This window comes from Streptomyces sp. NPDC051364 (assembly GCF_040682115.1).
Taxonomy (GTDB): Bacteria; Actinomycetota; Actinomycetes; order Streptomycetales; family Streptomycetaceae; genus Streptomyces.
The window spans coordinates 31,231-47,658 of record NZ_JBFBAH010000025.1 but is presented as its reverse complement, the minus strand read 5'-3'; the positions used below and the strand labels follow the sequence as shown (position 1 = coordinate 47,658).

Below are 16,428 nucleotides of genomic sequence, written 5' to 3'. Positions count from 1 at the left end.
ACGGATCTCCGCAGCCAGCAGTGTTGAGGAAAACACCGCTTGGAGGCCCACAGTGAAGGTTGTCGCAGCGCACGGCGGAGCGGCGAGGCACGGCAGCGAAGCAGGCGACGTCGTCCGTGATGGTGACGGAGTGTCGTTCGCGCAGCGGAGGCTGTGGTTCCTCGACCAGCTCACCGGAGGCTCCGCCGAGTCCCTGCTCCCGCTGGCCCTGCGCATCCGCGGCGCCCTCGACGTCCCGGCCCTGGAGCGGTCGCTGACCGGCATCGTGGACCGGCACGAGGTGCTGCGCACCCGCTTCACCGCCGTCGACGGCGAGCCCGTACCCGTGGTGGACCCGGCGGGCCGCACCCGGCTGGCGCGGATGGAGGCGGGCAGCACCGCCGAGCTGTTCGACCGGGAGCTTGCGCGCCCGCTCGACCTGGCGAAGGAGCACCCGCTGCGGGCCACGCTCGCCCGCCTCGGGCCCGAGGACCACGTGCTGCTGCTGGTGGTCCACCACATCGCCGTGGACGGCTGGTCGTGGGACGTGCTGCTGCGCGAACTGGACGCCGGCTACCGGGGCGAGGCGGTGGACGCACCCGCCCTGCAGTACACCGACGTGGCCCGCACCGAGGCCGAGCGGCTGGGCGGGCCCCGCATGGAGCGGCTGCTCGGGTACTGGCGCGAGCGGCTGGCCGGGGTCTCCCCGCTCGCGCTGCCCGCGGACCGGCCCCGGCCGGCGTTCTGGGACGGCTCCGGGGACGTGGTCCGCTTCGAGCTGCCGGCCGAGCTGGTCGCCGAGGTCGACCGGGTGGCCCGCGAGCAGCGCGCGACCCGCTACATGCTGCTGCTCGCCGTCTACCAGGCCCTGCTGGGGCGCCACTCCGGCCGCTCCGACATCGCCGTGTGCACCACCCTGGCCGACCGCGGGCGCGCCGAAGTGGCCGGCCTGATCGGCCCGTTCGTGAACACGATCGTGCTGCGCACGGACCTGTCCGGGGATCCGACCTTCGCCGCCCTGCTGAGCCGGGTCCGGTCGGGGGCCCTGCGGGACTTCTCCCACGCCGAGGCCCCGTTCGACCGGGTGGTCGGCGAGGCGGTCACCGAGCGCGACCTGTCCCGCCACCCCCTCGCGCAGGCCTCCTTCACGCTGCTCAACACCGTCCCCTCGGCGGCCCGTCTGGACGGGCTGGACGTGGCGCTGGTACGGACCCCGCTGACGGGCACCCCGCTGGACGTGTTCCTCGACCTGAGCCTGCGCGCCAACGGCGACATCGCGGCCCGGCTCCAGTACTCCACGGCCCTGTTCGACGAGAGCACGATGGTCCGCTTCACCGAGGGCTACGTCGAACTCCTGCGCGCGGTGACGGCCTCGCCCGGGACCCCGGTGGCCGAACTCGCCGGTCGGCTCGAGCCGTTGCCAGGCAAGGAGCGCCGGCGCCTGGTCGCCATGGCGGGCTCGGAGCGCGCCGCGCCGGCCGCGGAACCGTTCACCGCCGCGGGCGCGCCCGACGCGGTGGCCCTGGTCTGCGGGGAGGAGACCCTGCGCTACGGCGAACTGGACGCGCTCGGCGGCGGCCTGGCCACGGCCCTGCGCGCGGCGGGCGTCGGCCCGGGGACCCCGGTGGGCGTGTGCCTGCGACGCGGGATCCGGTCCGTGGCCGCGATGACCGCGATCTGGCGGGCCGGCGGAGTCTACGTGCCGCTGGATCCCGCGCTCCCCGGGGAGCGGCTGCGGTTCATGGCCGCCGAGGCCGGTCTGCACTGCGTGCTCACCGATGCCGCGACCGCGGAACTGGCCGGCGCGCTCGGCCCGCAGGTGCTCCGGGTGGAGGACGCCGGGCCCGACGCCGCCGCCCCGCACCACACCCCCGACCCGCAGGACCTCGCGTACGTCATCTTCACCTCGGGCTCCACCGGCCGCCCGAAGGCCGTCGGCATCGAGCACGGGGCGATCGCGGCTCATGTGGCCGCCGTCCGTGAGGAGTTCGGGATCACCGCCCGGGACCGGGTGCTCGCCTTCTCGTCCTTCTCGTTCGACGCCTCGCTGGACCAGCTGCTGACCGCCCTCGGCTGCGGGGCCACCCTGGTGGTCCGGCCGGACGAGCAGTGGCTGCCCGCGCAGCTCCCCTCGGTGGTCGAGCGGCACGGGATCACCGTCCTGAACCTGCCGCCCACGTACTGGGCCGAGCTGGCGTTCTCGCTCACCGACCGGACCGCGGCCTTGCTCGCCCCGCTGCGCCTGCTGATCCTCGGCGGGGAGGCCGTACCGGCCGCGGCGCTGGCGACCTGGCTGGCGCGGGCCCCGCACGTACGGGTGCTCAACGCGTACGGCCCGACCGAGACCACCGTCACCGCCACCACGCACGAGATCGGCTCGGCCGGGGACACCGACCGGGTGCCGATCGGGCGGCCGCTGGGCCACCGACGGATGTACGTGGTCGACGCGCACGACGAGCTCGTGCCGGTCGGCGAGCCCGGCGAGCTGCTGATCGGCGGCCTTGAACTGGCCCGCGGTTACCTCGGCCAACCGGCCCTCACGGCCCAGAAGTTCGTGCCGGATCCGTACGGCGGAGACGGCGGACGCCTCTACCGCACCGGCGACCTGGTCCGTCGGCTGCCCTCCGGGGAACTGGAGTTCCTCGGCCGCACCGACGACCAGGTCAAGATCCGCGGCTTCCGCATCGAACTCGGCGAGGTGGAGGCGGCCTTGGCACAGTGCCCCGGCGTGGTGGCCGCCGCGGTGGCCGTCGGGGCGGACGCCCAGGGCGGCAAGAGCCTGACCGGCTATGTGGTGGCCGGCCCCGGCGGCCCGGTGCCGCCCGCCGTACTGCGGTCCTTCTGCGCCGGCCGGCTGCCGCACTACGCCGTACCCGCGGACTTCGTGGCGCTCGACGCGCTGCCCGTGAACGCCTCGGGCAAGCTCGACCGGGCCGCCCTGCCCGCCGCCCGGCCGGACGGGGAGCGCGCGGATCGGGACCGGGCGGCCGCGGGCGGCGCCGAGTTCGTCGCGCCGCGCGATACCGCCGAGCAGGTGGTCGCCGAGATCTGGGCCGAAGTGCTGGGCGTCGACCGGGTCGGCATCGACGACGGGTTCTTCGACCTGGGCGGGCACTCCCTGCTCGCCACCATGGCCGTGTCCCGGATCGCGGAGCGGCTCGGCCGCGAGGTGGAGCTGCGGACCCTGTTCGAGAACCCCCGCATCCGCGAGTTCGGCCCGCTGGTGGCCGCCGCCCGGCAGGCGGGCGCCGCCACCGTCGTCCCCGTGGACCGCTCGGGGCCGCTGCCACTGTCCTTCGCGCAGGAGCGGATGTGGTTCCTGGACCGCATGTCCGACGTCGGCGACGAGTACGTGCTCTGGTTCTCGTGGCGGATGCGCGGCGGGCTCGACCGGGACGCCTGGCAGGGCGCCCTCAACGAGGTGGTGGCCCGGCACGAGGCGCTGCGGACCGCCCTGGTCGAGGTGGACGGCCGCCCGGCGCAGCGGGTGGTCGACGGGGTCCGCGTACCGCTGGTGTGGCAGTCGGCCCCGCCCGGCGACGGCGAGGCCGTACGGCTGGCCAGGCTCCGGGAGGTGGCCGTCCCGTACGCCACCCGCCGCTTCGACCTGGCCGGGCCGCCGCTGCTGCGGGCCGGGGTGTGGGAGCTGGACCCCGAGGACCACGTCGCCGTCATCGCCTTCCACCACGTGGCGACCGACGGCTGGTCCAAGGACGTGATCATCGGCGAGCTGGCGCAGGCGTACGCAGCCCGGGTGGCCGGGCGCCCGGCCGGACTGCCGCCCGTCCCCATCCAGTACGGGGACTTCGCCGTCTGGCAGCGCGACCGGATGGCCGGCGAGGTGCTGGAGCGGCAGCTGGCGTACTGGGAGCAGGCCCTGGCCGGCGTACCCGTACTGGAGCTGCCGACGGACCGGCCCCGCCCGGCGGGGTGGTCGGGCCGGGGCGGAGCGGTCGAGATCGACCTGCCGAAGGAGCTGGAGAGCGCGCTCGGCGAGCTGGCCCGGCGGCACGGGGTGACCCGGTTCACGGTGCTGCTGGCCGTGGTGCAGATCGTGCTGGGCCGCTGGTCCGGGCAGCAGGACGTGGCGGTGGGCACCCCGGTGGCGGGCCGCGGCCAGGTGGAGCTGGAGCGGCTGGTGGGGCTGCTGGTGAACACGGTGGTGCTGCGCGGGGATCTGTCCGGCGAGCCCTCGTTCACGGAGTTCCTGGGCCGGGTCCGGGAGTCGGTGCTCGGGGCCTTCGACCACCAGGAGGTTCCGTTCGAGCGGCTGGTGGAGCAGCTGCGGCCGGAGCGGGACCCGTCCCGCAACCCGTTGTTCCAGGTGATGTTCGACGTACAGGAGAGCGCCGCCGGCGGGCCGCGGGTCGAAGGCCTCGACGTGGAGCACTTCGTCCTGCCGTGGGGTTCCGCCAAGTTCGATTTGACCGCCACCTTCCTGCTCTATCCGGACCGCTTCGCGCTGAACGTGGAGTACGCGAGCGATCTCTTCGACGCCGCCACGGTCACCCGGTTCGCCGGGCACGTGGGCCGGGTGCTGGAGTCGGTGGTGGCCGGTCCGGAGCAGGCCGTCGGGCGGCTGGAGCTGCTGTCCGCCGCGGAGTACGCGGAGCTGACCGGGGCTGCGGGCTCCGAAGTGGCCGCACCGGCGACGACGTTCACGGTGTCGGGCGCGGCGGACGCGGTGGCGCTGCTCTGCGGGGACGAGAGCCTGACGTACGGCGAACTGGACGGTCTGACCGGCGGGCTGGCCCGCGCCCTGGCCGCTGCCGGCGTCCGGCCCGGAACGCCGGTCGGCGTGTGCCTGCGCCGCGGTATCCGCTCGGTCGCCGCCATGGCCGCGATCTGGCGGGCCGGCGGGGTCTACGTACCGCTCGACCCCCGGCTGCCCGAGGACCGGCTGCGGTTCATGTGCGCCGCGGCGGGCGTGCACAGCGTGTTCAGCGACACCTCGACCCACGCGCTGGCCGCCGCCCTCGGGCCGCGGACCGTCCCCGTCGACACCGTCGTGCCCGACCCGGACGCGCCGCACCACACCCCCGCTCCCGAGGACCTCGCGTACGTCATCTTCACCTCGGGCTCCACCGGCCGCCCCAAGGCCGTCGGCGTGGCACACCATGCGCTGGGCGCGCACGCCGCCGCGGCCCGCGAGCTCTTCGGCATCACGGCGGACGACCGCGTCCTCGCCTTCGCCTCCTTCTCCTTCGACGCCTCTCTTGAGCAGGTGCTGCCCGCTCTCGCCGCGGGAGCCTCGGTGGTGGTCCGCCCGGACGAGGTGTGGTCGGTGGAGGAGCTCGCCGAGGCCGTCCGCACCCAGGGCGTCACGGTCGTGGAGGCCACCCCCGCCTACTGGGAGGAGATCGTCGCCCGCCTCGACACGGTCGCCGGGGACCTCAAGAGCCTGCGGCTGCTGGTCACCGGCGGCGAGGCACTGCCCTCGGCGCCGCTGGCCCGCTGGTTCGCACACCTCCCCGACGTGCCGGTCGTCAACACGTACGGCCCGACCGAGTCGGTCATCTCGGCCACCGCCCACATCGTCACCGCGCCGGTCGAGGGCCGGGTGGCGATCGGCAGGCCGCTGGGCTCCCGCCGGGCGTACGTCGTGGACGCCCTCGGGCAGCTCGTACCCGTCGGGGTGCCCGGCGAACTGCTGATCGGCGGCCCGGAACTGGCCCGCGGCTACCTCGGGCAGCCCGCGCTCACCGCCGAGAGGTTCGTACCCGACGCGTACGGCGGCACCGGCGGGCGGCTCTACCGCACCGGCGACCTGGTCCGCCGACTGCCCTCCGGGGAACTGGAGTTCCTCGGCCGCACCGACGACCAGGTCAAGATCCGCGGCTTCCGCATCGAACCGGCCGAGATCGAGGCCGTCCTGGAACAGCACCCGGGCGTGCACGGCGCGGCCGTACTGGTCCGGGAACTGCGCGGGGAGCGCGCCCTCGTCGGCTACGCCGCCGGCCAGGGGCTCGACGCCGACGTGCTGGCCGCCTGGTGCCGGACCCTGCTGCCCGGCTACATGGTGCCCGCCGCGTTCGTCCTGCTCGACGCCCTGCCCCGGACCGTGCAGGGCAAGACCGACACCGCCGCCCTGCCCGATCCGGTCCTGGCCGCGCCCGTCGCGTCCGTGGCGCCGCGAACCCCCACCGAGGTCGTGACGGCCCAGATCTGGGCCGAGGTCCTCGGCCTCCCCGAGGTCGGGATCCGGGAGGACTTCTTCGCCCTCGGCGGCCACTCGCTGCGCGCCGTGGCGGCCGCGTCCCGCCTGCGCACCGCGTTCGACTGCCCGATCCAGGTACGCGACCTGTTCGACCACCCGACGGTGGAACTGCTCGCGATGGAAGTGGAACGACAGCTCATCGACCAGATCTCCTCGATGAGCGACGACGAGATCGACCTGTCCCTGACCTCCGAGTTCTGATCGCCGCCGCGGTCCGAGCCTCGATCCCAGCCTTGATTGGACGGCACTTCCGATGACCACTGCACAGGTCGAACCCTCCACCACTTCTTCCACGACGCCCGGCGGTCTCTCCCCGGCGGCCCGCCGGCTCCTCGAAATGCGCCTGCGCGGCAAGACCGCCGCCGCGCCCGCCGGCATCCCCCGGCTCGATCCGCGCTCCGCGCAGGCCCCGCTGTCGGCCGCCCAGCAGCGCCTGTACTTCCTCGACCGGCTCGACCCCGGCGGCGTCGAGTACCTGATGCCCGCGGCCTGGCGGTTCACCGGGCCGCTGGACGCGGCCGCGCTGGGCGCCGCGATCGGGGACCTCGTCGCCCGCCACGAGCAGCTGCGGGTGGTGTTCACCCACGAGGACGGCGTACCGGCCCAGCACGTGCTCGCCGCCGCCGAGGCACCCGCCCTGGACGTGGTCGACCTGCCCCCGGCGGTCCGCGACGGCGGCCCCGAGGCGGTCGCCGAGGCCGTACGGGAGGTGGCCCTGCGCCCCTTCGACCTGGCGGCCGCGCCCCCGTTCCGGGCCACTCTGCTGCGGATCACGGCCGAGGACCACGTGCTCGTCCTGGCCATGCACCACATCGTCTCGGACGGCTGGTCGCTGGACATCCTGACCGGCGACCTGAGCGCCTGCTATCGCGCCAGAACCCAAGGCCGGCCCCCGCACCTCGCCGCACCACCGGTCGAGTACACCGACTACGCGCACTGGCAGCGCGGGGCCGACGAGAGCACCGAGCTGGACTACTGGCGTACCGCCCTCTCCGGCCTGACCCCGCTCGAACTGCCCACCGACCACCCGCGGCCGGCCGTGCGCACCTCCGCCGGCGCCGTGCACTCGGTAGAGCTCCCCGAGGTGCTGACGGCCGCCCTGGCGGAGCTCGGCCGCCGGGCCGACACCACCTCGTACATGACTCTGATGGCGGCCTTCCAGGCGGCGCTGGCCTTCCACAGCGGCCAGGACGACATCGCGATCGGCACCGTCGTCGCCAACCGGGAGCGCCCGGAGATCGAACAGCTCGTCGGGTTCTTCGTGAACACGCTGGTGATCCGCACCGATCTGTCGGGCGACCCGACGTCGGCGCAGCTCCTCGCCCGTACCCGGGAGAGCGTCCTGGGCGCCCTCTCCCACCAGGGCCTGCCCTTCGAGCGGGTCGTCGACGAGCTGAGCCCGGAGCGGGACCTCTCGCGCAACCCGCTGTTCCAGGTGCTGTTCTCGCACTCCGCCGCCGCGCGGCAGGGTGCGTACGCCCTCGGCGACGCGACCGGCACGGCGTTCCCCATCGACCTCACCACCGCGAAGTTCGACCTGACGCTGGACGTCAGCGAGGACGCGGACCGCATCCGGCTCCAGTTCGTCTACCGCCCCGACCTGTTCGACGCGGCATCGGTGGCCCGGCTGGCCGAGCACACCGTCGCGGTGCTGCGGGCGTTCGCCGAGGCCCCGGACGTGCCGCTCGGCATGGCCGACCTGCTCAGCGCCGACGAGCGGGCCGCGCTGCTCGGCCCCGACGGCCCGGCGAACCGCGCGCCGGCGGGCACCGTCCCCGAGCCGGCTCCGCGGCTCGCGATGGAGCGCCTGGCCGAGCGGATCCGGCTGGCCCCCACCGCCGTGGCCGTCTCCGGCGGCGGCCGCAGCCTGACGTACGCCGAACTCGACGCGGCCTCGCTCGCCCTGGCCCGGCGGCTGCGGGCGGCGGGCATCGGCCCGGAGTCCCTGGTCGGCGTCTGCCTGGGCCGCTCGGTCGACCTGGCCGTCGCGCTGCTCGGCGTATGGCGGGCGGGTGCGGCGTACCTGCCGCTGGACCCCGCCCACCCGCGGGCCCGGCGGGAGTTCACGGTCGGCGACGCCGGGGTGGAGTGGGTGGTCGCCGACGCCGTCGGCCGGGCCGGGGTGGAGGGGCTGCCGGTGGGCGTGATCCCGCTCGAGGGCCCCGCAGACGACCCGGCCGACGACACCGGGGACCCGCTCTCCGCCGTGCTCCCCGGACCGGAGACCCTCGCGTACGTCATCTACACCTCGGGGTCGACCGGGCAGCCCAAGGGCGTCGAGATCACCCACGGCAACCTCGCCTGGCTGCTCGGCGCCGCCGACCGCCACTTCGGCTTCTCCGCCGACGACGTGTGGACGCTCCTGCACTCCCCCGCGTTCGACTTCTCCGTCTGGGAGCTGTGGGCTCCGCTGGCCTCCGGCGGCCGCGTGGTGGTACTGACCGAGGACGAGGTCCGCGACCCCGCCGCGGTGCACGCCGTCCTGCGCGACGAGCGCGTCACCGTGCTCAACCAGACCCCGGCCGCGTTCAAGGGGCTCCGGGCCCATCTGGCCCAGCAGGGCGAGGAGTTCGGCGCGCTCGCGCTGCGCACCGTGGTCTTCGGCGGTGACGCCTTCGACGCCCGCGACTACCGCGACTGGTTCGCCGGGCCCGAGGGCGAACGGCCCGCGCTGGTGAACATGTACGGGATCACCGAGACCACCGTGCACGTCACCCACCGGCTGATCACCGAGGCGGACACGGTCTCCCCCGTGTACTCGCCGATCGGCCGCCCCCTGTCCGGCCAGCACGGCTACGTCCTGGACCGGGCGGGCCGGCTGGTGCCGCACGGCACGGTCGGAGAGCTGTACGTGGCCGGCGGGGGCGTCGCCCGCGGCTACCGCAACCGGCCGGAGCTGTCCGCCGAGCGCTTCCCCCTCGACCCCTTCGGTCCGGCCGGGACCCGCATGTACCGCACCGGCGACCTGGTACGGGTGCTGCCCGACGGGCAGTTGGCGTACGCCGGCCGGGCCGACCACCAGGTGAAGATCCGCGGCTTCCGCATCGAGCCCGGCGAGATCGAGACCGCGCTGCGCGCCCTGCCCGGCGTACGGGACGCCGCGGTGGTGGCCCGGCCCGATGCGCACGGCGGCGCCCGCCTGGTCGCCCACGTGGTGCTGACCGAGGGCCGGCCGCTGGACGCGCCGGACCTGCGCGACCGGCTGCGGATCACGCTGCCCGAGTACATGGTGCCCGCGCTGTTCGTCCGGCATCCGAAGCTGCCGATCACCGCCAACGGCAAGGTGGACCGCACGTCCCTGGTGGCGGTGGCCGCCGACGGGGCTGCCGCGCCCGCCGGGCACGTCCCGCCGGCCGGTGCGGCCGAGGAGGCGCTGGCCCGCATCTGGTCGGACGTGCTGGGCGCCGAGCGGATCAGCCGGACGGCGAACTTCTTCGACCTGGGCGGCGACTCGATGCTGGCCCTGCGGGTGATCGGCCAGGCCTGCTCCGCCGGGCTGGTACTGAGCGTCCCGGACCTGTTCCGGGCCCGCACCCTGGGCGATCTCGCGGCGCTGGCGACCGAGGCCGCCGACGCCGCCGTCCCCGCGCCCGTGGAGCCGTTCTCCCAGCTCGACCCGGCCGACGCGGCCCGGCTGCCGGAGGGGCTCGACGACGCGTACCCGCTGACCATGCTCCAGGCCGGGATGCTGCACGAGATGCTGGCCGACCCGAGCCGCGGCGCCTACCACAACGTCACCGACCTCAAGATCACCGTGCCGGAGGGCTTCGACCTCGCCGCCTTCCAGACGGCGGTGGACACCGTCGTCCGGGGCCACAGCATCCTGCGGTCCTCCATCGACCTGGTCTCCTTCTCCGAGCCGCTCCAGCTGGTCCACGCCGCCGCCGAACTCCCGGTCGGCTACAGCGATCTGCGCGGCCTGCCCCACGACGAGCAGTGGGCCTCCGTACGGCGCTACGTCGACGCGGAGTTCGCCCGGCGCTTCGACCTGGCCGCCCCGCCCCTGGTCCGCATCCACCTGCACCGGCTCACCGACCAGGAGCTGCGGCTCACGCTCACCGACTGCCACGTGGTGCTCGACGGCTGGAGCCTGACCTCGCTCATCGCGGACCTGCTCGACCTCCACCGGCAGGCCGTGGCGCAAGGCCGGACTCCGCAGCTGCCGGCGGCGCCCCCGTACGCCGAGTACGTCGCGCTGGAGCGGGCCGCGCTCGTCGATGAGGAAGGCCTGGCGTACTGGCGCTCGGCGCTGAGCGACCTGAGCCCGATCCGGTTCACCCGGCGCGGTACGGAGGCCGCCGACGGCGGGCAGTTCGTCCACGAGGTGCGCCGTTCGTACGGCTCCCTCGCCGAGCCGATCGGCCGGCTGGCCCGGCTGGCCGGGGTGCCCCGCCGTACCGTCCTGCTCTCCGCGTTCCACCACACCATGAGCCTGTTCGCCGAGCGCGACGGCTCAGCCGAGGGGCACTCGGTCGGCCTCGTCACCAACGGCCGGCCCGAGGTGCCCGGCGCCGACCGGATGCGCGGGCTGTTCCTCAACACCGTGCCGTTCGGCGTCCGGCGGCCGCGGGGCAGCTGGCTGGAGTACCTGAAGGCGGCGTTCGCCGCCGAGCAGGAGATGCTCCCGTACCGCAGGGTGCCGCTGGCCCGGCTGGCGCAGCTGCGGCCGGGTGAGCCCAGCCTGGCGGACACCCTGTTCAACTACGTCAACTTCCACCGGCTGTCCGGGGACAGCTGGGACGACTCGCTGGAGATCGCCCGTACCGCGTTCCCGCTGATGCTCAACGCGAGCGTGGAGTCCTTCACCCTCGACGTCGACCCGGACTACCTGGCTCCGGCCACCGCCGAGCAGCTGGCCGACCTGATGTGCGGGGTGCTGAAGGCGATGACCGCGCAGCCGGAGGCGCCCGTCGCGCCGCCGGTGCTGGGCGGCGAGGCGCGCATGAGGGCGCTGGAGGAGTGGGGCCGCGGGCCCGAACTGCCCAACACCCCGCTGATGTTCCACGAGTGCGTGGCCGAACACGCCGTGCGCACGCCCGACGCGGTGGCCGTCCGCCAGGGCAGCCAGAAGGTGACGTACGCCGAACTCGACGAATCTGCAGGTCAGTTGGCGGCACGGCTGCGCGCGCTCGGGGTCGGCCCCGAGGTGCCGGTCGGCATCTGCCTCGACCGGGGCCCGGAGATGGTGCGAGCCGTGCTCGGTGTGCTCCGCTCGGGCGGCGCGTTCCTGCCGCTGGAGTCGCAGCACCCGTCCGACCGGCTGAAGTTCATCGTCGAGGACAGCGGGATGCCGGTGCTGATCACCCAGTCCTCGCTGCTCGGGAAGGTGCCGTTCGACGGCCCGACCCTGGTCGTGGACGATCCGGCGACCTGGGGGGCTTGCCTCGAGGTCCCGGCCCCGGCGCTCGCCGTCACCGCGGACAACGCGGCCTACATCCTCTACACATCCGGCTCCACGGGCACGCCCAAGGGCGTCACCATCCAGCACCGCAGCCTGACCAACATGCTGGAGGGACAGCGGGACCTGTTCCCCGTGACCCCGGCCGACCGGGTGCTCCAGTTCGCCTCCCTCAGCTTCGACGTCTCGATCATGGATCTGACGTGGGCCCTGGCGAACGGCGCCCAGCTGTGCACACCGCCCCGGGAGGCCCTGCGCGCGGGCGCCGACCTGGCGAACACCCTGCTCGACTACGGGATCACCGTCGCGATGCTGGCCCCGAGCGCCTTGGCGGCCCTCGGCGAGGACCGCTTCCCCGCACTGCGGATCCTCCAGGTGGCCGGCGAGGCGTGCCCTGCCGAACTGGCCCAGAAATGGGCGCGCGGACGGCGCTTCTACAACGTCTACGGGCTCACCGAGACGGCCGTGTGGTCCGTCTCCACCCTCCTCAAGCCCGACTGCAAGCGGCCGCCGATCGGCTGGCCGATCCGCAACACCCAGGTCTACGTACTCGACGAGGACCTCCAGCCCGTTCCCGTCGGGGTGCAGGGCGAGGTCTACCTCGGCGGGCGCGCCATCGGCCGGGGCTATGTGAACCGCCCCGACCTGACCGCCGCCGCGTTCGTCCCCGACCCGTACGGCGCCCCCGGCAGCCGGCTGTGCCGCACCGGCGACATCGGCGTCCAGCTCCCCGACGGAGCCGTGGAGGTCCTCGGCCGCCGCGACAGCCAGGTGAAGCTGCGCGGATTCCGCATCGAGCTCGGCGAGATCGAGCACGGGCTGCGGGAACTGCCCGAGGTGCAGCAGGCGGTGGTCCTGCTGCGGCGCGACCTGCCGGAGCCGGCGCTGGTGGCGTACGTGGTGCCCGAGGCGGGCGTGGAGCCCGTCGCCGAGCCCTTCCGCCAGGCGCTGCGGGCCAGGGTGCCCGCGTACATGGTCCCCGCGCGGTTCGTGTTCCTCGACGCGATGCCGGTCAACAGCAGCGGAAAGATCGACAAGAAGGCACTGCCGCTGCCCTCGGCCGACCGCCTGCACAGCGCCACCGACTACGTCGCGCCGGGCACGCCGGCCGAGGTGGTGCTCGCCGAGGTGTGGCGCACGGTGCTCGGCATCTCCCAGGTCGGTGTCCACGACGACTTCTTCGCCCTCGGCGGGAGTTCGCTCTCCACCGTCCGGGTCGCCGCGCAGGCCGCCGCCCGGGGCCTCCGCGTCTCCGTACGGGACCTGCTCGAACTGCCGACGATCGCCCGGCTCGCCGCCCGCGCCACGGAGACGGCGGCGCAGGCGGCCGGGGAGATGCCGGCCGGGGCGAAGGCCCGGGCCGTCACCTCGGAGGTCCGGCTGCGCGAGGGCGACGGCACCCCGCTGTGGTGCGTGCACCCCAGCGGCGGCAGCGGCGCCTGGTACGTACCGCTCGCCCGGGCCCTCCCGCCCGGGCAGCCGGTCCGGGCCTTCCAGGCCCGGGGCCTGCTCGGCGGGGTGGACCCGACCACGATCGCCGGCATCGCGGCCAACTACGCCGCCGAGCTGGCCGCCCACGGCGGGCACGGGCCGCACGACCTGCTCGGCTGGTCCATGGGCGCCAACATCGCCCTGGAGATGGCCACCCAGCTGCACGAGGCCGGTCACACCGTCGCACCGCTCACGCTGATCGAGCCGTACCTGCCCCACCCGGCGGCCCGCGAACGCCTCGCCGCGGTCGGCCGGGACATGGAGCAGGGACTGCGGATGCGCGACCGCGTCCGCGCGCTGGCTCCGTCCGCGGAGCGGGAGGCGGCCGTGGCCGAGCTGACCGCCCTGCTGCTGGGCGCCGGCATGAGCCCCGGCGAGGCGTCCCTGGTGGAGCACGCCCCCATCGAGGTGTGGCACTCGCTGCTCACCGCTCTGGCCGGCTACGCACTGCGCCCCTACCCCGGCCACGTCCACCTCCTGGTGGGCAGCGCGGCGGCCGAACTGCCCGACGGCGAACCGATGCCCGGTCTGGACGTGGACTTCCGGACCTACGTCGGGCGCTGGCGCGAGATCGCGCTCGGCGGGCTGACCGTCCACGTCACCGAAGGCGACCACATGTCCATGATGTCCGAACGGCTGATGCACAAGACCGCTGGTGTGCTCGGCCGGATCCAGTCGGAGGCACGCCGATGACCGTCCTGACCACGACCTCGAACGCGGCAATGAGCGCGGCCATGAGCCCGGACCCGTCCGCCCTGGTGTGCCCGATCACCGGGAGGACAGCGCCGCCGGCCGCCCCGCCGGCTCCGGTGACCCGTACGAGCCCGCCGGCCGCCTTCACCGAGCGGTACCTCCTCGACCCCGCCGTCAACGCGGACCCGTACGGGTACCTCAACTCCCTGCGCGACCACGACCCCGTGTACTGGTCCGCCATGCACCGGGCCTGGCTCGTCACCGGGCACGCCCAGCTGATGCACTGCCTGCGCGACCCCGCGGTCTCCGCCGAGCGGGTGCGCCCGCTGATGGACGCCGTGCCGGAGGGCGCCCGCGAGGACGCCGAGCGGGCCTTCGCGATCCTGTCGCGCTGGATGGTGTTCAACGACGCCCCGCAGCACCGGCGGCTGCGCCAGGTGTTCCAGGAGCAGTTCGCGGCCCGCTCGATCGGCCGCTACCGGGCCTTCGTCGAGCGCGCCACCCGCGCCATGCTCGCCCGCCGGGCCGTCCCCGGCCGGATCGGGGACCTGGTCGCGGACATCGCCCGGCCGCTGCCCGCGCTGGTCTTCGCCCGCTGGCTGGGCGTCCCCCAGGCGCACGGCCCGTCCTTCTGGTACTGGAACGCCCGGGTGGGCGACCTCGTCCTGGGCGCCGCCCAGGAGGAGCGCGAGTACCGCACCTCGCTCCAGTCCCTGGTCAACCTGGACGACTACCTCGCCGACCTGGTGAAACAGCGCCGCGCCGAACCCAAGGACGATCTGATCAGCGCCGTGCTGGCGGGCGGCCAGGTCGGGAAGTCGGTCAGCGAGGAGGAGTTCGTCGGGATGCTGACGCAGATGGCGTTCGCCGGCGGCGAGACCACCAGCAACCTCGTCGTCAACGCCGTACTCGCCCTGCTGGGGCACCCCGAGCAGCTGGCGGCGGTACGGGAGGACCCGCAGCTGGTGTCGATGGCGGTGGAGGAGGCCATGCGCTTCGACGGCCCGTCGAAGATGTCGATCCGTACCGCCGCCCGGGACTTCGACCTCGACGGGCGATCCGTCCGCGCGGAGGACCGGCTGTTCCTGGTCACGGCGGCGGCCAACCGGGACCCGGCGCGCTTCGCCGATCCGGACCTCTTCAGCGTCCGGCGCGGCAGCGCCTCGCACCTCGGGTTCGGCTTCGGCGCGCACTTCTGCATCGGCGCGGCGTTCGCCCGGCTGGTCGCCGGCGCAGTGGTCGACGTACTCGTACGCGAGTACCCGGGCCTGGAGCTGCTCGACCGGCAGCAGCACACCTGGCAGCTCTCCCTCCTCAACCGCGCGCTGACGGCCCTGCCCGTCCGCTACTGACCCCGGCGAAGGGATTCTTTTCATGGCTTCCACCCTGGTGGACGCGCGGTCCCGGCTGAGTGCCCCGGCCCGGCTGCCGTCGTTCCGCCTGTTGTGGCTGGGGCAGTCCCTGTCCCTGCTCGGCGACGGGTTCAGCTACATCGCCTTCTCCTGGATCACGCTCGGCCTCACGCAGTCCACCCTGGCCCTCGGCTACGTCCTCGCCTTCCAGGCGGTGCCGCGGGCCCTGCTCACCCTGGTCGGCGGCTCCCTCAGCGACAAGTGGTCCTCCCGGACGCTGATGACGCTCTCCAGCTGGGCCAGGGCCGGCCTGATGGCCGCCGTGGGCCTGGCCGGCCTGGCCGGATCCCTGACGGTGTGGATGCTGTGCTGCGCCGCCGCGGCCTTCGGCGCGGTCGACGCGTTCTTCCAGCCCGCCCGGGCGTCGATCCTGCCGTCGGTGGTGGACAAGGAGCAGCTCGCCCCGGCCAACGCCCTGCTCGCGGTCGCCGCCAAGGTGTCGGCGGTGCTGGGCCCGGCCGTCGGCGGCATGGTGGTGGCCTTCTCCAATGCCCCGGCCGCCTTCCTCGTCGACGGGGTGTGCTTCGCCCTCTGCGGCCTGTGCGTCGCGAGGATCCGCCCGCTGCCCCGCCCGGCGCAAGGCCCGGCGCCGGACGCACCGGCCGGGGGCGCGGGAGCGCCGGCGGCCGGGCTCTCGCTGGGCGCCCGGATCCGCGCCGGGCTGCGGTACGCGTTCGAGGATCCGCGGATCCGTACGATCCTGGCCGTCGACGCGGCGGTGACCTTCTGCCAGGCGGGCCCGTTCACCGTCGGCTTCGCCACCCTGGCCAAGGTCGACCTGCACGGCGGCTCGACCACCCTCGGCCTGCTCAACGGCGCGCTGGCCGGCGGGGCGATGCTGGGCACCCTCGTCGGCGGCGCCGTGAGCAGCCGCCCCCGGATCGGCCTGCTGATCGCCGCGCTCGCGGGCTGGCTCGCGATCGGCACCGGCCTGCTCGGCCTGATCGGCAGTACGGCCGGGGCGCTCGCGACGGTCCTGGCGATGGGCTTCGGGATGGGCTTCCAGGGGGTCTTCGGCCTCAGCTGGATCCAGCGCACCATCGACGGCTCGGTGCTGAGCCGGGTGATCTCGGTGGACATGGTCATCGGCTACGCGGTGGCCCCGCTCTCCCTGATCCTCTGCGGAGCCATGGCGCAGTCGGGCACCGGCCCGATGTTCGCCCTCTCGGCGGCGGTCCTCGCGGTGACGGCGATCGGGATCCTCAGCTCGCGGACGGTCCGCGAGATGCGATGACCGG

4 protein-coding genes are annotated in these 16,428 nt (G+C 74.4%); all 4 read left to right on the top strand.

The features are described 5' to 3' along the window. Positions 1-130 precede the first annotated feature (130 nt). The 4 genes from AB0M76_RS33365 to AB0M76_RS33350 are packed head-to-tail and all read left to right on the top strand — an operon-like array spanning position 131 to position 16,424. The gene (locus tag AB0M76_RS33365) at positions 131-6,397 is read left to right on the top strand and encodes an amino acid adenylation domain-containing protein (RefSeq protein ID WP_365956497.1); all 6,267 of its coding nucleotides are present in this window, start codon (positions 131-133) and stop codon (positions 6,395-6,397) included. Positions 6,398-6,449: 52 nt separating this feature from the next. Then, positions 6,450-13,778, top strand: a complete 7,329-nt coding sequence (locus AB0M76_RS33360; protein WP_365956496.1) for an amino acid adenylation domain-containing protein — start codon at positions 6,450-6,452, stop codon at positions 13,776-13,778. Continuing rightward, positions 13,775-15,130, top strand: a complete 1,356-nt coding sequence (locus tag AB0M76_RS33355) for a cytochrome P450 (RefSeq protein WP_365956495.1) — start codon at positions 13,775-13,777, stop codon at positions 15,128-15,130. The genes AB0M76_RS33360 and AB0M76_RS33355 overlap by 4 nt, the downstream gene beginning before the upstream one ends. 22 nt (positions 15,131-15,152) lie before the next feature. Then, positions 15,153-16,424, top strand: a complete 1,272-nt coding sequence (locus AB0M76_RS33350; RefSeq protein WP_365956494.1) for an MFS transporter — start codon at positions 15,153-15,155, stop codon at positions 16,422-16,424. Positions 16,425-16,428 lie beyond the last annotated feature (4 nt).

Bases quoted from the DNA above. Each gene is read 5' to 3' on its own strand.
- AB0M76_RS33355 (WP_365956495.1), top strand. From the start codon at position 13,775: ATGACCGTCCTGACCACGACCTCGAACGCGGCAATGAGCGCGGCCATG.
- AB0M76_RS33360 (WP_365956496.1), top strand. From the start codon at position 6,450: ATGACCACTGCACAGGTCGAACCCTCCACCACTTCTTCCACGACGCCC.
- AB0M76_RS33350 (WP_365956494.1), top strand. From the start codon at position 15,153: ATGGCTTCCACCCTGGTGGACGCGCGGTCCCGGCTGAGTGCCCCGGCC.